The sequence below is a fragment of the Pararhodobacter zhoushanensis genome (genome assembly GCF_025949695.1).
In the GTDB taxonomy this organism is placed as follows: Bacteria; Pseudomonadota; Alphaproteobacteria; order Rhodobacterales; family Rhodobacteraceae; genus Pararhodobacter; species Pararhodobacter zhoushanensis_A.
This window is the reverse complement of the sequence record NZ_JAPDFL010000001.1, coordinates 639,164-659,410: the sequence shown is the minus strand read 5'-3', so window position 1 is coordinate 659,410 and position 20,247 is coordinate 639,164. Positions and strand designations below refer to the sequence as shown.

Sequence of the window (20,247 nt, the reverse complement as noted above, 5' to 3'; positions counted from 1 at the left end):
GACAGATGCGGAAGCTGTTTGACTGATGCGCCATGTGACAAGCTTGCCGTCTTCAGCCGAAACCGACAGCGATCTAAGCGGAGCGTTTGACGCTCGGCTTGGGTCGGCATTTCAAGACATATCACATGCTTGTTTACTACGCATTTCCGCACATTAAGACGTGGATTTGGGCATATGTGTAACGGATTGATGACAGAGGTGGTGAAGCTTACCTGCTGCTTTGTGAACGAAGACGCTCACAGACACACACAGACAGAAATGTAAGAGAAACTGAAATGACCCACTTTGCTACCACCGCCGCCGTCGCCGCTTTTGTCGCTCTGAGCGCTGTTGCTGCCAATGCAGCCGACCTGCGCAACGACTCCGTCCGCGCTGGCGACGTTTACTCGGCACGGGAACTGGCGACTGCCGGCCTGACCGAGTCCGATGTCATCGAGTTCACCGCCCGCGAGCAAGTCCAGGTCCGCGCTGGTAACGTGTACACGTCGCGCGAACTGAAAGCTTCCGGCCTTGATGCCAACGACACCGTGACCGTCAGCAACTTCGCTGGCAACGGCCAGGTCGAGACGCGCAACAACCAGAACGCCTGGCGCGCTGACCGCTAACGCCTGACTTCCTGACGACTACCGGCATCGCTAGCCGATCCTTCACGACGCGCGCCCTCCCCGGCGCGCGTCGAAATACATTCAGGGTCAGCGCCCATCCCGCGCCAGGCCCGCAGCCCCTGCTGTCAGGGGCGCTCGATCGCGATGGCTGTTCCTTCGCCGCCGCCGATGCAGATGGCCGCGATTCCACGCTTCAGCCCCCGGTTTTCCAGCGCGTGCAACAGCGTGACGATGATCCGCGCGCCCGAGGCACCGATGGGATGCCCCAGCGCACACGCGCCGCCATTCACGTTGATGATGTCGCGGTCGATCCCCAGCTCTTGCATGAAGGCCATGGGAACGACGGCGAAGGCCTCATTCACCTCCCACAGGTCAACATCCGCAACGCTCCAGCCCAGCTGATCCAGCAGCTTGCGCGCCGCCGGAACAGGGGCGGTGCTGAACCATGCCGGGGCCTGCGCATGGCTGGCGTGGCCGCGAAGGATGGCGCGGATCGGCGCACCGTGGGTCTCTGCGGCATCGCGTGAGGCCAGCACCAGCGCCGCCGCGCCATCCGAGATCGACGATGAATTGGCCGCCGTGACCGTGCCGTCCTTGCGAAAGGCCGGTTTCAGGGTCGGGATCTTTGCCGGCTGCGCCTTTCCGGGCTGCTCGTCCTGGGTGATCGTCACCTCACCTTTGCGGGTGTGGATGGTCACGGCGGCGATTTCCCCGTCAAAGGCACCATTGGCTTGGGCCGACAACGCATTGGTCAGCGAGCCCAGCGCGTAATCATCCTGCGCCTCGCGCGAGAAATGATACGTGTCGGCGCAATCCTCGGCGAAGGTGCCCATCAGACGGCCCTTGTCATAGGCGTCTTCCAGTCCGTCCAGGAACATATGGTCGATAACCTGACCATGCCCCAGCCGCGCGCCAGCGCGCATCTTGGGCAAAAGGTAGGGCGATTCCGTCATGCTCTCCATGCCGCCAGCGACCATGATACCGGTCTGGCCCAACGCGATCTGGTCATGCGCCACCATCACCGCCTTCATGCCCGAGCCGCACATCTTGTTCAGCGTGGTTGCCGGTACGTCCTCACCCAGACCGGCCTTGAAGCCCGCCTGCCGCGCGGGGGCCTGACCCTGTCCGGCGGGCAGCACGCAGCCCATCAGCAATTCTTCCACACGGTCCGGCGGGGTGCCGGCGCTTTCCAGCGCGGCCGCAATCGCCACGCCGCCCAGCTCAGCCGCGGTTACCCCCGAAAACACGCCCTGAAACCCGCCCATGGGGGTTCTGGCGGCGCCGATGATCACGACTTCTGACATATCCCGCTCCCTCCGCTGTGAACCATTTGGCAAGACTTAACGCCTAGCATCCCAAAGGAACAGGATGGAATAAAGGGAGACAGGCGTGGATATCCGGTTAAGCCGCTCGCCGCAGGGCCTGATCATCGCGGTCGATGACGTGCGCATCGACGCCGCTGTTGCCATCGAATTCAAAGAAGCCGTGCGCAGCGCGACAGAGGAAAGTGGCACGCCCGTGATCCTCGATCTGTCAAAGGTCACCTTTCTGGACAGCAGCGGGCTGGGCGCGATCGTCGCGGTGATGAAGCTGCTCGCGCCGGATCGGCGGCTGGAACTGGCGGGGCTGACGCCCTCGGTCGCCAAGGTCTTTCGCCTGACCCGCATGGACACCGTCTTTACCATCCACCCGCAACCGCCCGGCACCTTGCAGGAAGCTGGCTGACCGTTGCCATGGGGATCGGGGGCATGCCCAATCGCGTCATTTCCTTCTTTCAGGTGACCGGCGCCGCACGCGCCAGCCCCGACACGGGCGGCTTTGGCGCCGAGAGACTGGCAGCCAAGCCCCTCTTTTCCCGCCATATGAACGCCGGTGTTTACGAAACCCGCGCCGCACTGGGGGATCTGGTGCAGGCGCTGGGATCGGCGGGACTGGACGCAGAAACGATCGACAACACCGAGCTGATCCTGGCTGAAGTGCTCAACAACATCGCCGAGCATGCCTATGTCGACGGTGAAGGCCCCGTTGCCGTGCAGGTGATGTGTCATCGCAACGGATTGGTGTGTGAGGTGTCAGACCATGGGCGCGCCCTGATGTCCGGGGCCCTGCCGGACCCGGCGCTTCCCAAGATCGACCCGCCTGATCATCTGCCAGAAGGGGGATTCGGCTGGCACATCATCCGCAGTCTGGCCTGTGATCTCAGCTATCGGCGCGACGGGGGGTCGAACCGGCTGATCTTCCGCGTGCCCTGCGCCTGATGCGGGGCTGGCGCTGACTCAGTTCAGATCAACCTGAAGCGGATAATAGCCGTTCTCGAAATCACCGAACAGATCGGGCAAATCGGGATGGTCCACAGGCTCGCCCGTGTCATCGGCCTCGAGGTTCTGCTCGGACACATAGGCGACGTAGTAGCTGTTATCGTTCTCGGCCAGCAGGTGGTAGAACGGCTGGTCCTTGCTGGGACGGCTGTCTTCTGGGATGGCGTCGTACCAGTCCTGCGTGTTGGCAAATATGGCGTCGACATCAAAAACCACCCCGCGAAACGGGTGTTTGCGGTGGCGGACCACTTGGCCAAGACTGAATTTTGCCTGCGTCTGCAGCATGAACGCTCCTGTCATCGCTGTTTTCTAGCGTGACTCGCGGGCAAACGTCCATAACAAGCGTCATGATCGTACGGAAACAGTCTGTGAAACGTGTCCCAACAGTGACCAGATTGGGGCGAAAATGTGTCACGGCCGGCGGCGCACCACGGGGATTTGCAAAGTGCACCGGGTTGTTACTGCAAGGTCGTTTCAAATCTTTGCGAAATCGGTTACCAATAAAAAAAGACGAAAAAACGACCGAGGCAGTTTGATGACCAGTGTTCTCCGCCTGATGGCGGTGGCCTTTCTGGTGGCGTCCTGTGGTGGACGCGACCATTCGCCGCCGCGAAATCTCGACGACGCCTGCGCGCTGGCCAGCGAGCGGCCCGCCTATCTACGCGCCATGCGCGACACCGAGCGCGAATGGAATGTGCCGGTTCCGGTGCAAATGGCGATTATCCACGCTGAAAGCCGATTCGACGGCGGCGCCCGCACCCCGCATCGCTATGCGCTGGGGGTGATTCCCCTGGGACGCCAATCGTCGGCCTATGGCTATAGCCAGGCGCTGGACGGCACCTGGGACGAATATCAGGCCGCGACCCGCAACCGCCGCGCCCAGCGTGACGACATCCGCGATGCGACCGATTTCATCGGCTGGTACGCGGCCGAAGCCCAGCGCGCCAACAGCATTCACCCCGCCAACGCCCGTGAACTGTATCTTGCCTATCATGAGGGTAACACCGGCTATGCGCGTGGCAGCTACCGTAATCAGGCATGGCTGATCGCGGTTGCCGACAACGTCGCCAACCGCGCGGTGATGTATGACCAGCAGCTCAGAACCTGCGGGCGGCGTTAACGGTTCGACACCAGCCCGCGGCGCTGCATCTCGGAATCGAGGTTGAACAGCAGCGATCCCAGCGTGACGCCGGTGCGCAATGTGCCCAGAATAACCGTCGTCTCTTGGCCAGAGTCGTCGGTGACCACCCATTGGCGCAGCTCGGTCGGGTTGGCGCTGAACACCAGCCGGATGTTGCCGTATTCCGGGTGCTCGGGGTCCTGCGCCACGACATTCGTGGTCGGCCCTTCTTCAAAATGCTGCACGACCATGCGCGCACGGCTCAGGTTCACCGTGTCGTCCAGGATCAGATTGAGCGGCGTACGGCTTAGCGGATAGGTCGACGGCCCGGTGTTCGAGCGGGCATCGAAGATGTTCACCGAGCCTGACGCGGCCATCACCAGCGTCTGTTCCGGCGGATCATATTCGAACCGGACGCGACCGGGCCGATGGATCATCAACCGGCCGGTGGACAGCGATCCATCCGGGTTCACCTGCGAGAAATCCGCCTGCGCTGTGCGGAAACTGTTGAAATAACGCGAAATCTCGGCCAGCGGAATCGGATCCGCAAAGGCCGGGGTCGCGGCGGCAAGGGCAGCAAGGCCCATCGTGGCAAGAAGCATGCGGCGTTTCATACCCTTTAGATAGCGCGCCGATGCGGCGGTTACAGCACAGATTTCAGTCACGCCCCCACACAAACGCGCGACGTTCCGGTTGCGGGCGGGCGCTGCCTCGGTTTATGTTATGTTATTACGTAACGATACAGAGACCGACCATGCCCTCTCCTCGCCTTCCCGTCACCGTGCTCTCCGGCTTTCTGGGCGCGGGCAAGACCACGCTGCTTAACCACGTTCTCAACAACCGCGAAGGCCTGCGTGTCGCGGTGATCGTCAATGATATGTCCGAGGTGAACATCGACGCGGATCTGGTCGCCGCCGGCGTCGATCTGCGGCAGGGACAGGAACGGCTGGTCGAGATGTCGAACGGTTGCATCTGCTGCACCCTGCGCGGCGATCTGCTGGCCGAAGTACGCGCCTTGGCCAGCGAGGGGCGCTTTGACTATCTGCTCATCGAATCCACCGGCATCGCCGAACCCCTGCCCGTCGCCGCCACCTTCGCGTTCCGCGATGAGGATGGCGAGGCGCTGGACGACGTGGCGCGGCTGGATACGATGGTGACGGTGGTCGACGCGGTGAACCTGCTGCGCGATTTCGCCAGCCATGACGCGCTGTCCGACCGGGGCGAAACAGCGGGCGACGGGGATGACCGGCAGTTGGTCACGCTGCTGACCGAACAGATGGAGTTCGCGGACGTCATCGTGCTGAACAAGGTCACCGACGCGGGCCCCGAGAGGCTGGACGCGGCGCGCAAGATCATCCGCGCCCTGAACCCTGACGCCAAGCTGATCGAGACGGACCAGTCGCGCGTCCCGGCGCGTGAGATTCTGGCGACCGGGCGCTTCGATTTCGACCGCGCACAGGAGCATCCGCTGTGGGCCAAAGAGCTTTACGGCTTCGCCAACCACACACCCGAGACCGAGGAATACGGCATCCGCAGCTTTGTCTACCGCGCGCGCCGTCCCTTTGATCCGCAGCGCATCCACGACGCGCTGAACGGCCCGCTGCCCGGGGTGATTCTGCGCCAAGGGGCATTTCTGGATCGCCACGCGGCCCGATTGGGTGGCCGAGTTCAGTCTGGCCGGGGCGCTGTCGTCGGTCACGCCGCTGGGGCGCTGGTGGGCCTCGGTCCCCAAGGCGCGCTGGCCGCAGGATCCCCGCATTCTGGATCAGATGCAGACGCATTGGGCCGAGCCCTGGGGCGACCGGCGGCAAGAGCTGGTGTTCATCGGAGCCGAGATGGACGAGGCGGCGATCCGCGCGCGGCTTGATGACTGCCTGACCGGTGACGATTTCGCGCCTGCCGACTGGGCCGCGATGCCCGATCCCTTCCCGCGCTGGGGTCAGTAAGCGATGCGCAACCTGTCCACCGGTCTGCGCCGCCGGGCAGGCTCGATGCGGGCGCATGATGCGCTGCCGCCCGGACTGCGGGCTTGGCTGCAGCAGGCGGCGCTGCCGTGGAGCGCGCGCTCGGCGCTCAGACTCTGGACCCGCGCGCTGGCGCAAACCGGTGATCCCGGTGCGGCGCGGGCGCGGCTGGAGCGTGCCGAGGCCAGCATGCTGGCCCGTGACGCAATGCGGGTCTGGGGGCCGGGGCATCCGGCCTGCACGCCGCGATCAAAATGAAACCGCCCGCGTCTTGGGGGCACGGGCGGTTCCGGTCAGGACAAAGCGGCGATCAGTTCGGCGCTTTGGCCTTGCGCAAATAGGGCAGCGGCACGTCCAGCGCACCGAAGCGGGTCTTTGCGTCCTCGGTCGAGACCGACAGCGCGACGATCACATCGTCGCCCGGCTGCCAGTCGGCGGGCGTGGCGAAAGGCTGGCTGTCGGTCTGGCGGATGGCATCCAGCGCGCGCAGGATCTCGCTGAAGTTGCGGCCCACCGACATCGGATAGATCAGCATCAGGCGGATTTTCTTGTCCGGCCCGATGATGAAGGTGGTGCGCACGGTGGCGGTGTCGTTCGGGGTGCGACCGTTGGGCAGATAGGCCTCAGCCGGCAGCATGTCATACAGCTTGGCGACCGTCAGATCCGGGTCGGCGATGATCGGGAAATCAGGCGCCGTGCCGCCATAGGTCTTGACATCGGCCATCCACTTGTCGTGCTCGGACACGCCGTCGATCGAGATCCCGGCCAGTTTGCAATTGCGCTTGGCGAAGTCGCCCTGCAGCTTGGCCGCGGCAGAGAACTCGGTGGTGCAGACGGGCGTGAAGTCCTTGGGGTGGCTGAACAAAACGGTGTAGCTGTCACCGATATAATCGTGCCAGTTCAGCGTGCCCTTGGTCGAGTCCGCGGTAAAATCCGGTGCGACGTCATTAATGCGAAGGCCCATCAGTGCGCTCCTTTTTGGGATGTCCTGCTACCGACATAGGGGCTTGGACCGCGTGAAAGAAGATGCGTCACCCTGTCTTTGCAGATTCAGCCCTCATTCCGGCAAGACCGCGCCGGTTTTTACCGTTCGTTAACTATTTCACCGTGAAGTAGCGCGATGAAACACTGCGTTTGCGCCCGCCTGTTTATGTTGTGCGTTATGAGTATCCTGGCCGCCGGGGCGGCGGCGGCCGGACCTTGGCCCCGAGAGGTGGGCGGCATCTTTTTGTCGACCACGTCTACCTTGCCCGCAGCGGGCGACTGGCGACCGCTGCAAACCGAAACCTACGCCGAATTCGGGCTGCGCCGACGCGTGACGCTTGGCGGCAGCTTCACGATCACCACGCAACTGGATCAGGCCAATGTCTTTGCCCGCTGGCATCCGCCGGATCTGCCCGGCGGGTTGGTCTGGGGGGTCACGGCGGGGGTTCGCTATGAACCGTGGCGTGCGGTCACCTATCGCCTGATGACCGGCCTTGATCTGGGCCGGGGGTTTGACACCACGCGGGGCAATCTGTGGATGCGCGGCGGGGTGCGGCTGTATCAGGGGACCGGCTATTTTGGCCGGGAGCTGGACACCGACCTGAGCAGCCAGATCGGCTGGCGCGGGGACCGCTGGCTGGCCCTGTTCGGCGTCAGCCACGCCACCACCCGCTATGGCCGCTACACCCGTCTGCGCCCGGCTGTCGGGGTGCGCCTGGGGCCGATGATGCTGGTGGCCGAAGGGGTTGTGCCCCCGGGCGAACGGATCGAAGCGGTCCGCCTGAGCGTCTGGTCGAATTTCTGACCCAGCCGGGACGTGCTGTCGTCCCCCTTGCCCTCAAGTTGGCAGAGTGACAGTCTGCCGCGGAAACTCCCCGCAGGGGTGCTAGGTTTGGAGGCCACAATGCTGGACAAGCGCAATTTCTATATCAATGGCGCCTGGGTTGCGCCAATTGCCGGGCGTGACATCGAGGTGATCGACCCCTCGACCGAAGAGGCCTGCGCGGTCATCTCGCTGGGCGGGGAAGCCGACACCAACGCCGCCGTCGCCGCCGCGCGCGCCGCGCTGCCGGCATTCATGGAGACCCCGCCGGCCGAACGTCTGGAGCTGGTGAAGCGGATCCTTGACGTCTACAAGCGCCGCAACGACGAGATGGGCGAAGCGATCAGCCTTGAGATGGGCGCGCCGATCGACATGGCCAAGACCAGCCAGTCCGGCTCGGGCACCTGGCATATCGAGAACTTCATCCGCGCTTTTGATCAGATCGAGTTCGAGACGCCGCTGAGCGAAAAAGCCACCGAAGACCGCATCATCAAAGAAGCGGTCGGCGTCTGCGCGCTGATCACGCCGTGGAACTGGCCGATGAATCAGGTCACGCTCAAGGTCATCCCGGCGCTGCTGGCGGGTTGCACGATGGTGCTGAAACCCTCGGAAATCGCGCCGCTGTCGTCGATGCTGTTCGCGGAAATCCTTGACGAGGCGGGCGTGCCTGCGGGCGTGTTCAACCTTGTGAACGGTGACGGCCCGGGCGTCGGCACGCAGCTGTCGGGCCACGTTGATGTGGACATGGTCAGCTTCACCGGTTCCACCCGCGCGGGCATCGCCATTTCCAAGAACGCCGCCGAGACGCTGAAACACATCCATCTGGAACTGGGCGGCAAGGGCGCGAACATCATCTTCGCCGACGCCGACGAGAAAGCCGTGCTGCGCGGCGCCCGGCAATGCTTCAACAACACCGGCCAATCGTGCAACGCGCCGACGCGGATGCTGGTGGAACGCTCGATCTATGACAAGGCCGTCGAGATCGCCGCCGCCACCGCCGAGAAAACCAAGGTCGCCACGGCGCATGACAGCGGCAACCATATCGGGCCGGTGGTCAGCGAAGCGCAGTTCGACAAGATCCAGGGCCTGATCCAGAAGGGCATCGACGAGGGTGCGCGTCTGGTTGCCGGGGGCCTTGGCCGCCCGGACGGTCTGAACCGCGGCTACTTTGTGCGCCCGACGGTGTTTGCCGATGTGAACAACGACATGACCATCGCGCGCGAGGAAATCTTTGGCCCGGTGCTGTCGATCATCCCGTTCGAGGATGAAGCCGACGCGCTGCGCATCGCCAATGACACGGTCTACGGATTGACCAACTATGTGCAGTCCGAAGACGGCGCCAAGCGCAACCGTCTGGCCCGCCGCCTGCGCTCGGGCATGGTCGAGATGAACGGCAAATCGCGCGGCCGGGGTTCGCCCTTTGGCGGCATGAAAGCTTCGGGTCGCGGGCGCGAAGGCGGTGTCTGGGGGATCGAAGATTTCCTTGAGGTAAAAGCCGTCTCGGGCTGGTCGAGCGAAGATGCGTAAAACGCTCGCGCTGATCGTTGCTCTGGCTCTGCCGGGTGCTGCGCAGGCGTGGGAAGAACCGGCGCGCGGCACCCCGCTGCGCGCCGACCTGATGGACGCCCTGCGATCCAGCGCCGAGTGGTCGCTGGGTGTCCCGGTCGACTTCGTCGTCTCGGACCTGCGGGTCGAGGGCGACGTCGCCTTCGCCTCGGGCACTGCACAGCGCCCGGGCGGTGCTGCGATCAAGCTCGAGGACACGCCGGCTTACCGGCGGGGCGAAATCGATCCGATGATGGACAACACGACGATGCAAGCCTTGCTTCAACGGTCAGTTCACGCGTGGGTGCCGGTTCACAGCGCCATCGGCGCCACGGATGTGTGGTACGCCACGCAGGACTTCTGCCCGGTCTGGGGGCCCGTTCTGCCCGAAATCTGCGACAACAAGTAAGCGCCGGAGAGCCAAATTGGCCTATAGCTATGACGACCAGAACATCTTCGCCAAGATCCTGCGCGGCGAGATTCCTTGCAAGAAACTGTTGGAAACCGAGCATTCGCTGGCCTTCCACGACATCCGCCCGCAAGCGCCGGACCATGTGCTGGTGATCCCCAAGGGGCCGTATGTGACGTTTGACCACTTCGCACAGGACGCCTCGGTCGCTGAACGCGCGGATTATGTCGCCGCGATCGGCGCGGTGTGCAAAGAGCTGGGCGTGCAGCCGGGCGAGGGCGGCGACGGGTATCGTCTGCTGTCCAACGCCGGCGAGAACGGCGTGCAGGAAGTGCCGCATCTGCATGTGCATATTCTGGCCGGGCGCTGGCTGGGCCGGATGGTCGAACAGCCCAAGTAATGCGGCCCAAGTGATCCGGCGGAGCGGCTGACGCCGCAGGTCTATGAGCGCTGCGCGCGGGGTAAGGGGGCCCTCGGGCCCCCTCTTCGCTTTCAGCGAATTCACCCCCCTGAGGATATTTTCAGACAGAAAATGGGCCCTTACAGGCCGAGGACGGCGGCCATGTCGTATTCGCCGTTCGGTCGGCCCTGCGCCCAGAGCGCCGCTTTCAGCGCGCCGCGGGCAAAGACCGAGCGGTCAGACGCGACATGGCGCAGGGTGATGCGTTCGCCGTCGGTGGCGAACATCACGTCATGCTCACCGATGATGTCACCGCCGCGGATCGCGGTGAAGCCGATGCTGCCCGGCTCGCGCGGGCCGGTGATGCCGTCGCGACCGCGCACGGCGGCATCGCTGAGCGCAACGCCACGGCCGTCGGCGGCGGCCTGACCCAGCATCAGGGCAGTGCCCGAGGGGGCGTCGACCTTGTGGCGGTGGTGGGCTTCGATCACCTCGATGTCGTAGTCGGCATCGAGCGCCTCGGCCACCTTGCGGGTCAGGGCGACGAGCAGGTTGACGCCGAGACTCATGTTGCCCGCGCGCACGATCACGCCGTTTTGCGCCGCTTCACCAAGGGCTGCGATGTCGGCGGCGGTCATGCCGGTGGTGCCGACGATATGGGCGCAACCGGCCGCCATGGCGACGGGGGCCAGCGCGACGGTGGCGGCGGGGGCGGTGAAATCGGCGACGGCCTGCGCATCGCTGAGCGTGGCGGCGGGATCGTCGGACACTGTTATGCCATTGGCCGCACCGCCCAGCATCAGTCCCAGATCCTTGCCGATCCACGGGTGGCCGGGACGCTCCAGAGCGCCCGCCAGACGGGCCTTGTCGGAGGCGTTGATCACCTGCACCAGCATGCGGCCCATCCGGCCTGACACGCCGTTTACCACGATTCCGGGTTTGTTGCTCATGGGGGTCTCCTGTGTTGGGCCCTGCTTATCCTGCGTCACAAGGTTGGAAAACCGCTTTTCGCGCGCCGGAGAATGGCCTAGAGGAGAAGCATGTGCGCAAAACGTTTCTCTCAGGGCTCAGGCCCCTCGCAACGGCAACTCAGGGTTGCCGAGGTGATCCGGCATCGGCTGGCCGAAGTTTTCGCGCGCGGCGAGCTGCACGATCCCGAGCTGTCGCGTGTGTCGATCACCGTGACCGAGGTGACCATCACCACCGATCTGCGTCATGCCATGGTCTATGTCATGCCCTTGGGCGGTGAGGGGGCCGAAGAGGTTCTCGCCGGGCTCAAGCGCCACAAGGCCGAGCTGCGGCATCTGGTAGCGCGCGAGATGGCGTTGAAACATGCGCCCGAACTGAAGTTCGATCTGGATGGCACCTTTGACCGGCTGGAAGAGGCGCGGCGTCTGTTCGACGACCCGCGCGTCAAGGCCGATGTGGCCGCGCCGGACGAGGACGATGACGCGTAGCGCGCTTGCGGCCCTGCTTTTGGGCCTTGCTGCGGCCCCGGCACAGGCGACTTGTCGCGATGTGAGTTTCGAGACGATCCCGATCACCACCTGCACCGTCACCGCCGGCCAGGACCTGCGCCTGTTCCTGACGGATGAGGAGGGGCAGATCTATGGCTCGTTCGGGCGGATCGAGGCGGCCTTGCAGGCCGAGGGCAAGGCGCTGGTCTTTGCGATGAACGCGGGCATGTTCCATGCCGACCGCGCACCCGTGGGCCTGTATGTCGAGGATCACCAGCAGCAGGCGCGCATCGTCACGCGCGAAGGGCCGGGTAATTTCGGCATGTTGCCCAACGGCGTGTTCTGCATCGGTGAGGACCGCTTTTCCGTTCTCGAGAGCCGCGCCTATGCTGACGCGCCGCCCGATTGCCGCTTTGCCACGCAATCCGGCCCGATGATGGTGATCGACGGGGACCTGCACCCAAGGTTCCTGCCGGACTCGGACTCGCTGCATCTGCGCAATGGCGTCGGGGTCAGCGATGACGGGCGGACGGCGTTTTTCGCGATCTCGGATCAGCCGATCAGTTTTCACCAGTTCGCGCGGTTCTTCCGTGACGCGCTGGGGGTGAACTGGGCGCTGTATCTGGATGGCAGTGTATCGCGGCTGTATGCGCCGGAACTGGGCCGCTCGGACTGGGGAATGTCGATGGGGCCGGTCGTAGGTCTTGTCGCCCCCATGGACTGAGGCGGGGTGCGCCCCTATCTCAAGGGGAAGAGGTGCCACATGCTGACCATTCAATTCGATAACACCTACGCCCGTGATCTGGACGGGATGTATCTTCCCTTCGCCGGCGCAAAGGCGCCCGAGCCGTCGCTGTTGTGGCTGAACGAGCCCGTGGCGCAGGCGCTGGGGCTGGACCCAGAGGCGCTGCGCAGTCCCGAGGGGCTGGCGATGCTGACCGGCGGCGCGATGCCCGAGGGGGCCTCGCCGCTGGCGATGGCCTATGCCGGGCATCAGTTCGGCGGGTTCAGCGCGCAGCTGGGCGACGGGCGGGCGATGCTGGTCGGTGAAGTGATCGACCAAGACGGCGCGCGGCGCGACATTCACCTCAAGGGCAGCGGTCGCACGCCGTTTTCGCGTGGCGGCGATGGCAAGGCGGTGTTGGGGCCGGTGCTGCGCGAGGTGCTGATCGGCGAGGCAATGCACGGGCTGGGCATTCCGACCACGCGCGCGCTCAGCGCGGTGGCGACGGGTGAGACTGTCTGGCGCGAAGGCCCGGAAAAAGGCGCGGTGCTGGCGCGGGTGGCCTCCAGCCATTTGCGCGTTGGTACGTTCCAGTTTTTCTATGCGCGGCAAGAGATTGCCCGCCTGCGCCGTCTGGCCGATTACGCGATCCGCCGCCATGATCCCGATCTGATCGACCAGCCTGACCGCTACATCGCCTTTCTGCAGCGGGTCATCGACCGGCAGATGGCGCTGGTGGCGCAATGGCTGGCGGTGGGCTTTGTGCATGGGGTGATGAACACCGACAACATGACGATCTCGGGCGAGACGATCGACTATGGCCCCTGTGCCTTTATCGACGCCTATGATCCGGCGGCGGTGTTTTCCTCGATCGACCATCAGGGCCGCTACGCCTATGCCAACCAGCCCGCGCTGGCGCGGTGGAACCTTGCGCGGCTGGCCGAATCGCTGTTACCGCTGATCGCCGAGAACCCGGAAGACGCGCTGCCCTTGGTTCAGCCGATCATCGAGGCCGCCGAGGGGCGCTTTGCCGTTGAGCGGCGCAAGCGCTTTGCCGCCAAGCTGGGCGTGGCTGAGGCGGACGATGCGCTGATCGACGGGTTTCTGGATATGCTGACGGCGCAGGGCGCGGATTTCACCGGGGCGTTCCGCGCCTTGGCCGATCTGGTGCGCGGCGATGAGGAACCGCTCAGGGCACTGATCGGCCCGGACCCGCGTCTGGATGCGTGGCTGCAGGACTGGGCCGTCAAGCGGACGGCGACGGCAGAGGAAATGGACGCGGTCAACCCGCTCTACATCCCGCGAAATCATCGCGTGGAAGAGGCGCTGGCCGCCGCGAATGCGGGCGATCTGGGGCCGATGCAGCGTTTGTTGACGGTCTTCGCTGATCCGTTCACCGCAAAGCCGGGGTATGAGGATCTGGAAACTCCCGCCCCTGCCGACGCGGGCGAATACGTCACGTATTGCGGGACGTAAGGACCAAAAGTTCACGCGGCGGTGAAACTTTTTTGCCACCGCGTCGTTAGCGTCTCATGGTTCGGATGCTCGCCCTTGTTGCCCTCCTCCTCCCGGCTCAGGTCTGGGCATTCGAACCTGTTGTCGACGCAGCAGAGTTTCGCCGCCTTGTTGTCGGTCAGGAACTGACGCGGCTGGGGATCCGGCTGGAAGTGCGGCCTGACGGGCAGATCACCGGGCGCGGGCTTGGCTCGCCGGTGACGGGCGAATGGCGCTGGCAGGATGGGTATTTCTGCCGCTCGCTCTATTGGGGCGAACGGGATCTGGGCTCCGATTGTCAGGCTGTGCTGCGCGAGGGCGACGAGATGCGCTTCATCACCGAGCGCGGCGCGGGGATTTACGCGGATTTCCGGCTGCGCTGAGAGCGCTCAGCAATCAACCGCTTCAGAAATCGACGGCGATGCCCTTTTTCTCCCAATCCCCATAGCGCACCGGCTCGGGCCCGTTGCGGCCGCCCAGCTCTGTGGGCAGCGGCGCTTCCGCGTCGGCCTTGCGGCGGCGCTCTTCGGCTTCGGCAAGCGCGCGTTTGGCGGCGGGGGGCAGGCTGTCGTCGGTCATGTGCTTTCCTTGCGGCGGGCAAAGGGATAAGGCCAACTTAGCCCCCTGACCCCAGACCGACAAGTGCGAGGACCCGATGCCGCAGCCCCAAGCCGATCCGCGCCAGCTCGCCGCCCTTTTGGTGGCCGGTGTCGTTGAAGGGGGGATGCTGTCAGAGATCCCCTTGCCGCAGGCCGAACCCGCCGTGCGCGCGCGCGCGCAGCGGCTGGCCCTGACCGCGCTGCGCAATTTTGCGCGCACGGAAACGGTGCTGAAACCCTGGCTGCGCCGCGAACCGCAGCCCGAGGTGATGGCGGCGCTGCGCGTCGGCACGGTGGAGATGCTGGAACTGGGCGCACCGCCGCATGGTGTGGTCAATGCGACGGTGAAAGCCCTGCGCGCCAGCCGTGAATTCGGCGCGGCGGCGGGAATGGCGAATGCCGTGCTGCGCCGGGCGTCCGAGTTCGAGGGCTGGGCCGAGTTGCCGCAGCAAAAGCTGCCGGGCTGGCTGCGCCGCCGCTTGCGCGCTGTGTACGGCGAAGAGGGCGTGCAGGCCATCGAGACCGCGCATCAGGCCGGCGCAGCGCTGGATCTGACGGTAAAGCCCGGCGCGTCGGCACCCGAAGGGGCTGAGCCGGTCGGCGGCTCGTGGCGGTTGCCGCTGGGTGGTCAGGTCTCGGCCCTGCCCGGCTTTGCGACGGGCGACTGGTGGGTGCAGGACGCCGCCGCCGCGCTGCCCGCGACGCTGCTGGCCGTGCAGCCGGGCGAAACCGTGCTGGACCTGTGCGCAGCGCCGGGGGGCAAGACGATGCAACTGGCTGCCGCCGGTGCGCAGGTCACCGCTCTGGATCTGTCCGAACCCCGCCTGACCCGCCTGCGCGAAAACCTCGCCCGCACCGGGCTCAGCGCTGAAATCGTCTGCGCCGATGCACTGCACTGGACGCCGCCCGCGCTGGTCGATGCCGTGTTGCTGGATGCGCCGTGCTCGGCCACCGGTACGATCCGCCGCCACCCCGATCTGCCCTTTGTGCGCAAACCGGCGGATGTCGAGGAGTTGACCAAGCTGCAGGCCGACCTGCTCGACCGCGCGCTGGGCTTTCTCAAGCCCGGCGGACGGCTGGTTTATTGCACCTGCTCGCTGCTGCCCGATGAAGGCGAGGCACAGATCGCCGCCGCCCTGACACGCCATCCCGGCCTGCGCACCGACACCCCGGCGCTGCCGCTAGGCCGCGCCACGGCTGAAGGCGGCTGGCGCACGCGCCCCGATGACAAGACCGGGCCAGATGATCAATCCGGCGGCATCGACGGGTTCTACATGGCACTTCTTCGCCACGATCCCGTGTGACCAACCGGCAGACGGGATGACAGCAGCCCGGGCGGGCGCTATGCCGGGCATACCAAGGGTGAGGCACGGGCATGCAGCAAGGCTGGGCAGGACGCAAACGCCGGTGGGGCAATCGCCTCGCCGCTCGCGCTGTCCGCTCGGCTCCGGCGGCGGGGGGCTTCACCTCGATGCCCGAGCCGCGCACCGTCGGCTTTTTCGCCAAGGGCCGGCAACTGGCGCAAGGCAATTTCCTGCTGGCCGGGCATATGCTGGAAACCCACACCCCCTGGGCGGTCGAGCTGCCCTCGGCCGGGTTTGCGGCAGAACTGCACGGCATGGGCTGGCTCGATCATCTGGCGGCGGCAGGCGACCGCCCGGCGCGGCTGGCGGCGCAGGGCTGGATCGGCGACTGGATCACGCAATACGGCAAGGGCAAAGGCCCCGGCTGGCAGCCTGACCTGACCGGGCGGCGCGTGCTGCGCTGGCTGCATCACGCCATCTTCCTGACCGCCGGGCAAGATGCCGATGGAACCCTGCCGTTCTTCGCCGCACTGGGTCGCCAGACCGCGTTTCTGGCCCGGCGCTGGAAAGCCGCAGACCCCGGCCTGCCCCGGTTCGAGGCGCTGACGGGCCTGCTTTACGCCGCCTATGCGCTGATCGGGATGGAGCGGTATCGCGACGAGGTGACAGCCGCACTGGCCCGCGCCTGCGCCGAGGACATCGCCCCCGATGGCGGGCTGGCCAGCCGCAACCCTGAAGACCTGCTCGAAGTTTTCACCCTGCTGACCTGGGCGCTGCAAGCACTTCAGGATGCCGAGGTCCCCATTCCCCCCGCGCTGGAAAGCGCGCTCAGCCGCATCGCGCCATGCCTGCGCGCGCTCAGACACGCCGACGGCGGGCTGGCGCGGTTCCACGGTGGCGGGCGCGGCATGGAGGGACGGCTGGATCATGCGCTCTCGGCGGCCAATGTCCCCGTTCGGCCCAACCATGGCAGTGCGATGGGCTTTGCCCGGCTCGAGGGCGGGCGCAGCACCCTGCTGGTCGATGCCGCCGCACCGCCGGGTGGACTGGCCGCGCATCGCGCGCATGCGTCGATGCTGGCATTCGAGCTGACCTCGAACCGCCGCCCGCTGGTGGTCAGCTCGGGTTCGGGCCTGCCGTTCGGGCCCGAATGGGAAAAGGCCGGACGCGCGACCAATTCGCATTCCACGCTGTCGATCGACGGCTGGTCCTCGGCCCGCTTTGGGCGCGCCTCGCGTCCCGAGGACGGCGGCGCGCCGCTGGTTGAAGGCCCGGGTCTGGTCACAAGACACCGCACGGACGAGCGCGACGGATCGTCGCTGCTGCTCAGCCATGACGGCTATGTGCCGACGCATGGCCTGACCCATGTGCGCACCCTGTCACTGGACCATGACGGGCGCTCGGTGCTGGGTGAGGATACGCTGGCCGCGCTGGAACCGGCGCATCGCAAAACCTTTGAGACGCTGCTCAACAGCACCAGGATGCGCGGTATCGCCTATGCCCTGCGCTTCCATCTGCACCCCGATGCCGACCCCTCGCTCGACATGAACGGCAGCGCCGTATCGGTCGCGCTGCCCTCGGGCGAATTGTGGGTGTTTCGCTTTGACGGGCCGGGGCGGTTGTCGCTGGAACCCTCGGTCTATCTGGAAAAGGGCCGTCTGGCCCCGCGCCCGTGCCAGCAAATCGTCGTTCGGGCCGCGATCCTCGATGAGACGAGCCAGATCAACTGGACACTCGCCAAGGCACAGGATACCCCGCTCGCGATTCGCGACATTGGCCGCGACGATGATCTGGCCTTGCCGCGTGACCTGTTCGCCTTCGACTAAGGACCGCCTCCGATGACCGATCTTGTCTCTCCCAAACGTGCCCTGCTCTCTGTCTCTGACAAGGCCGGGCTGATCGACCTCGGTCGTGCTCTGGCTGCCAAGGGGGTTGAGCTGGTCTCGACCGGCGGCACCGCCAAAGCCCTGCGCGACGCCGGGCTGGCCGTGCGCGACGTGGCCGAGCTGACCGGCTTCCCCGAGATGATGCACGGCCGGGTCAAGACCCTGCACCCGATGGTGCATGGCGGGTTGCTGGCGCTGCGCGACGATGCGGGGCATCTGGCCTCGATGGACGAGCACGGCATCGTGCCGATCGACCTCTTGGTGGTGAACCTTTATCCGTTCGAGGCCACCGTGGCCCGTGGCGGCGATTACGACGACTGCGTCGAAAACATCGACATCGGCGGCCCCGCCATGCTGCGCGCGGCGGCCAAGAACCACGCCTTTGTCACCGTGATCACCGATCCCGAGGATTACGCGCCCCTGCTGGAACAGCTGGAGCAGGGCGGCACCACGCTGCGCTTCCGTCAGGAATGCGCCGCCAGCACCTATGCCCGCACCGCCGCCTATGACGCTGCGGTTTCGGCATGGTTTGCGCAGACGCTGGAAACCCCGTCCCCGCGCCGCCGCGCCTTTGCCGGGACGCTGGCCCAGACCCTGCGCTATGGCGAAAACCCGCACCAGTCGGCGGCGTTCTATACCGATGGCTCGGGCCGTCAGGGTGTTGCCACGGCGGTGCAGCATCAGGGCAAAGAGCTGTCCTACAACAACATCAACGACACCGACGCCGCGTTCGAGCTGGTCGCCGAGTTCGACCCTGCCGACAGCGCCGCCTGCGCGATCATCAAGCACGCCAACCCCTGCGGTGTGGCGCGCGGTGCCACGATGCTCGAGGCCTACAAGGCCGCGTTTGACTGCGACCGTACCAGCGCGTTTGGCGGGATCGTCGCGCTGAACCGCCCGCTGGATGCCGAAACCGCGCAGGAAATCACCGGGATCTTTACCGAAGTGGTCATCGCGCCAGGGGCGAGTGACGAGGCCAAGGCGATCTTCGCCGCCAAGAAGAACCTGCGCCTGCTGACCACCGATGGTCTGCCCGATGCGCGCAGCGGTGGTCTGACCTTCCGTCAGGTTGCCGGTGGCTTTCTGGTGCAGGACAAGGACAACGGCTTTGTCGGTCTGGACGATCTGAAGATCGTCACCAAAAAGGCCCCGAGTGCCGCGCAGATGGAAGACCTGCTGCTGGCGTGGAAAATCGCCAAGCATGTGAAATCCAACGCCATCGTCTACGTCAAGGACGGCGCGACGGTGGGTGTGGGCGCGGGCCAGATGAGCCGGGTCGACAGTGCCCTGATCGCCGCCAAAAAGGCCGAGCGCATGGCCGAAGCCCTGGGCCTGCCGCAGCCGCTGACCATCGGCTCTGCCGTGGCCTCGGACGCGTTCTTCCCCTTCCCTGACGGGTTGATGGAAGCCGCCGCTGCCGGTGCGACCTGCGTGATCCAGCCCGGTGGTTCGATGCGTGACGCCGAAGTGATCGCCGCCGCCGACGAGGCCGGTCTGGCGATGGTCTTCACCGGCATGCGCCACTTCCGGCACTGACATGCGGATCGCCCTGTGGACCACCCTTGCCATTCTGGCGCTGGATCAGGCGCTGAAATGGCTTGTCGTCGCCGGGCTGAATCTGGCCGAGGTCCTGCAGATCGACGTCTGGCCGCCGTACCTGACGCTGACCATGGCGTGGAACCGGGGGGTCAATTTTGGCCTCTTTGCCGATGATTCGGGGGTTCTGCGCTGGGCGCTGGTGCTGCTGCCGGTCATCGTGGCGATCTGGGTCTGGCGCTGGGTGCGCAAGGAAGGCGCGCGCCCGGCCCTGCAATTTGCCGCCGGTTTGCTGATCGGCGGCGCATTGGGCAACGCGATTGACCGCGTAGTCTGGGGCGCTGTGGCCGATTTTCTCAATGTCAGCTGCTGCGGCCTGCGCAACCCCTGGGCCTTTAACGTGGCCGATATCGCCATCTTTCTCGGCGCGTTCGGGCTCATCTTGACGTCAGGAGGCAAAACGCCCCGTGACGATCGCCCGGGCATGGGCTAAACAGGCCCCAGCTCAGACCAATCGGGACCGGGATGACTTTGCTTCGCCTCTGCACCTTTGCCGTGATCGGCCTTCTGGCGGTCTCCGCCTGCTCTCGCAATGGCGAGGTGCCTCGGCTGATGAACACGTCCTCGTCGCAAAACGGCCCGGACGAGTTCTCGATCCTGCCGACGCAGCCTTTGCAGGCCCCGGCAGATTTCAACACGCTGCCGACGCCCACGCCCGGCGGTTCGAACCTGACCGATCCTGACCCGCGCGCCGCGGCTGTGGCCGCTCTGGGCGGCCGGGTCACGGCCGAGCGTTCGGCAGGTGTGCCCAGCGCCGATGCCGGGCTGGTCGCCTATGCCGGTCGTCAGGGCGTAACGCCCGATATCCGCGCCACGCTGGCAGCCGAGGATGAAGAGATCCGCCGGGGCGGTGGTGGCCGTATCCTTGAACGCATGTTCAACACGAACATGTACCGGCGCGCCTATGCGGACCAGATCCTTGACCCGCAGGCAGAGCTGCAGGTCTGGCGCTCGCGCGGCGTGATCACGCCCGGCGCACCGCCCCCGGGCCGCTAAACCGACACACGCTTCACAAACGC

24 protein-coding genes and 1 pseudogene are annotated in these 20,247 nt (G+C 65.7%); 19 read left to right on the top strand and 6 right to left on the bottom strand.

Annotation, left to right across the window (positions count from 1 at the left end):
• The first annotated feature begins 275 nt into the window (after positions 1–275).
• Positions 276–605 carry a hypothetical protein gene (locus tag OKW52_RS03310; protein ID WP_264504444.1) on the top strand — a complete coding sequence of 110 codons (330 nt, stop codon included), beginning with the start codon at positions 276–278 and terminating at the stop codon, positions 603–605.
• A gap of 125 nt (positions 606–730) precedes the next feature.
• On the opposite strand, the gene OKW52_RS03305 is transcribed toward OKW52_RS03310, so the two are convergent.
• Positions 731–1,909 (bottom strand): thiolase family protein, encoded by a 1,179-nt coding sequence (locus tag OKW52_RS03305; RefSeq protein WP_264504443.1) that lies wholly within the window; start codon positions 1,907–1,909, stop codon positions 731–733.
• An 85-nt stretch (positions 1,910–1,994) separates the two neighbouring features.
• On the opposite strand from OKW52_RS03305, the gene OKW52_RS03300 reads away from it, so the two are divergent.
• Both OKW52_RS03300 and OKW52_RS03295 read left to right on the top strand, forming a co-directional pair.
• Positions 1,995–2,330, top strand: coding sequence for an STAS domain-containing protein (locus OKW52_RS03300; protein ID WP_264504442.1), 336 nt, complete (start codon positions 1,995–1,997; stop codon positions 2,328–2,330).
• A gap of 23 nt (positions 2,331–2,353) precedes the next feature.
• The gene (locus OKW52_RS03295) at positions 2,354–2,863 is read left to right on the top strand and encodes an ATP-binding protein (protein ID WP_264504441.1); all 510 of its coding nucleotides are present in this window, start codon (positions 2,354–2,356) and stop codon (positions 2,861–2,863) included.
• Between the two features lie 18 nt (positions 2,864–2,881).
• On the opposite strand, the gene hspQ is transcribed toward OKW52_RS03295, so the two are convergent.
• Positions 2,882–3,208 (bottom strand): heat shock protein HspQ, encoded by a 327-nt coding sequence (gene hspQ, locus OKW52_RS03290; protein WP_264504440.1) that lies wholly within the window; start codon positions 3,206–3,208, stop codon positions 2,882–2,884.
• Between the two features lie 250 nt (positions 3,209–3,458).
• Between hspQ and OKW52_RS03285 the strand changes: the two genes are divergently transcribed.
• Positions 3,459–4,043: a transglycosylase SLT domain-containing protein gene (locus tag OKW52_RS03285; RefSeq protein WP_264504439.1), complete on the top strand. Its 585-nt coding sequence runs from the start codon at positions 3,459–3,461 to the stop codon at positions 4,041–4,043.
• Here the strand turns inward: OKW52_RS03285 and OKW52_RS03280 are convergent.
• Entirely contained in the window at positions 4,040–4,645 is a 606-nt protein-coding gene (locus OKW52_RS03280; RefSeq protein ID WP_264504438.1) for a LolA family protein, read from the bottom strand. The two genes, OKW52_RS03285 and OKW52_RS03280, sit on opposite strands and share 4 nt — an antisense overlap.
• Positions 4,646–4,797: 152 nt before the next feature.
• Between OKW52_RS03280 and OKW52_RS03275 the strand changes: the two are divergent.
• Both OKW52_RS03275 and OKW52_RS03270 read left to right on the top strand, forming a co-directional pair.
• A pseudogene (locus OKW52_RS03275) lies at positions 4,798–5,989 on the top strand (GTP-binding protein).
• 3 nt (positions 5,990–5,992) lie between these two features.
• Complete coding sequence (locus tag OKW52_RS03270) at positions 5,993–6,265, top strand: DUF6525 family protein (protein ID WP_264504437.1); 273 nt, start codon at positions 5,993–5,995, stop codon at positions 6,263–6,265.
• A gap of 52 nt (positions 6,266–6,317) precedes the next feature.
• Here OKW52_RS03270 and OKW52_RS03265 read toward each other — a convergent pair whose 3' ends face one another.
• Positions 6,318–6,971 (bottom strand): peroxiredoxin, encoded by a 654-nt coding sequence (locus OKW52_RS03265; protein WP_264504436.1) that lies wholly within the window; start codon positions 6,969–6,971, stop codon positions 6,318–6,320.
• Between the two features lie 198 nt (positions 6,972–7,169).
• Between OKW52_RS03265 and OKW52_RS03260 the strand changes: the two genes are divergently transcribed.
• The 4 genes from OKW52_RS03260 (at position 7,170) to OKW52_RS03245 (ending at position 10,168) form a co-directional block, all read left to right on the top strand.
• The gene (locus tag OKW52_RS03260) at positions 7,170–7,796 is read left to right on the top strand and encodes a hypothetical protein (protein ID WP_264504435.1); all 627 of its coding nucleotides are present in this window, start codon (positions 7,170–7,172) and stop codon (positions 7,794–7,796) included.
• A gap of 99 nt (positions 7,797–7,895) precedes the next feature.
• Positions 7,896–9,341: an aldehyde dehydrogenase family protein gene (locus OKW52_RS03255; protein ID WP_264504434.1), complete on the top strand. Its 1,446-nt coding sequence runs from the start codon at positions 7,896–7,898 to the stop codon at positions 9,339–9,341.
• Positions 9,334–9,768, top strand: a complete 435-nt coding sequence (locus tag OKW52_RS03250; protein ID WP_264504433.1) for a hypothetical protein — start codon at positions 9,334–9,336, stop codon at positions 9,766–9,768. Before OKW52_RS03255 ends, OKW52_RS03250 begins: the two co-directional genes overlap by 8 nt.
• 16 nt (positions 9,769–9,784) lie before the next feature.
• A complete protein-coding gene (locus tag OKW52_RS03245; protein ID WP_264504432.1) occupies positions 9,785–10,168 on the top strand; it encodes a histidine triad nucleotide-binding protein in 384 nt (127 codons plus the stop codon).
• A 140-nt stretch (positions 10,169–10,308) separates the two neighbouring features.
• Here OKW52_RS03245 and dapB read toward each other — a convergent pair whose 3' ends face one another.
• Positions 10,309–11,118 carry a 4-hydroxy-tetrahydrodipicolinate reductase gene (gene dapB / locus OKW52_RS03240; protein ID WP_264504431.1) on the bottom strand — a complete coding sequence of 270 codons (810 nt, stop codon included), beginning with the start codon at positions 11,116–11,118 and terminating at the stop codon, positions 10,309–10,311.
• 90 nt (positions 11,119–11,208) lie between these two features.
• On the opposite strand from dapB, the gene rbfA reads away from it, so the two are divergent.
• The 4 genes from rbfA to OKW52_RS03220 all read left to right on the top strand — a co-directional run bounded on the left by rbfA (position 11,209) and on the right by OKW52_RS03220 (position 14,226).
• Positions 11,209–11,625, top strand: a complete 417-nt coding sequence (rbfA, locus tag OKW52_RS03235; protein ID WP_264504430.1) for a 30S ribosome-binding factor RbfA — start codon at positions 11,209–11,211, stop codon at positions 11,623–11,625.
• Complete coding sequence (locus OKW52_RS03230; protein WP_264504429.1) at positions 11,615–12,349, top strand: phosphodiester glycosidase family protein; 735 nt, start codon at positions 11,615–11,617, stop codon at positions 12,347–12,349. The genes rbfA and OKW52_RS03230 overlap by 11 nt, the downstream gene beginning before the upstream one ends.
• Before the next feature lie 42 nt (positions 12,350–12,391).
• Positions 12,392–13,825 (top strand): protein adenylyltransferase SelO, encoded by a 1,434-nt coding sequence (locus tag OKW52_RS03225; RefSeq protein ID WP_319800495.1) that lies wholly within the window; start codon positions 12,392–12,394, stop codon positions 13,823–13,825.
• A gap of 65 nt (positions 13,826–13,890) precedes the next feature.
• Positions 13,891–14,226, top strand: a complete 336-nt coding sequence (locus OKW52_RS03220; protein ID WP_264504428.1) for a dihydrodipicolinate reductase — start codon at positions 13,891–13,893, stop codon at positions 14,224–14,226.
• Positions 14,227–14,248: 22 nt separating this feature from the next.
• Here OKW52_RS03220 and OKW52_RS03215 read toward each other — a convergent pair whose 3' ends face one another.
• Positions 14,249–14,422, bottom strand: coding sequence for a DUF1674 domain-containing protein (locus tag OKW52_RS03215; protein WP_127106484.1), 174 nt, complete (start codon positions 14,420–14,422; stop codon positions 14,249–14,251).
• 76 nt (positions 14,423–14,498) lie between these two features.
• Between OKW52_RS03215 and OKW52_RS03210 the strand changes: the two genes are divergently transcribed.
• From OKW52_RS03210 to OKW52_RS03190, 5 genes are all read left to right on the top strand, one after another.
• Positions 14,499–15,746: an RsmB/NOP family class I SAM-dependent RNA methyltransferase gene (locus tag OKW52_RS03210; RefSeq protein ID WP_264504427.1), complete on the top strand. Its 1,248-nt coding sequence runs from the start codon at positions 14,499–14,501 to the stop codon at positions 15,744–15,746.
• Positions 15,747–15,817: 71 nt separating this feature from the next.
• Positions 15,818–17,572 carry a heparinase II/III family protein gene (locus tag OKW52_RS03205; RefSeq protein ID WP_264504426.1) on the top strand — a complete coding sequence of 585 codons (1,755 nt, stop codon included), beginning with the start codon at positions 15,818–15,820 and terminating at the stop codon, positions 17,570–17,572.
• A gap of 12 nt (positions 17,573–17,584) precedes the next feature.
• Positions 17,585–19,168, top strand: coding sequence for a bifunctional phosphoribosylaminoimidazolecarboxamide formyltransferase/IMP cyclohydrolase (gene purH / locus OKW52_RS03200; RefSeq protein ID WP_264504425.1), 1,584 nt, complete (start codon positions 17,585–17,587; stop codon positions 19,166–19,168).
• 1 nt (position 19,169) lies between these two features.
• Positions 19,170–19,661, top strand: a complete 492-nt coding sequence (gene lspA, locus OKW52_RS03195) for a signal peptidase II (protein WP_264504424.1) — start codon at positions 19,170–19,172, stop codon at positions 19,659–19,661.
• A 32-nt stretch (positions 19,662–19,693) separates the two neighbouring features.
• Positions 19,694–20,224 carry a DUF3035 domain-containing protein gene (locus OKW52_RS03190; protein ID WP_264504423.1) on the top strand — a complete coding sequence of 177 codons (531 nt, stop codon included), beginning with the start codon at positions 19,694–19,696 and terminating at the stop codon, positions 20,222–20,224.
• The last annotated feature ends 23 nt before the right edge of the window (positions 20,225–20,247 follow it).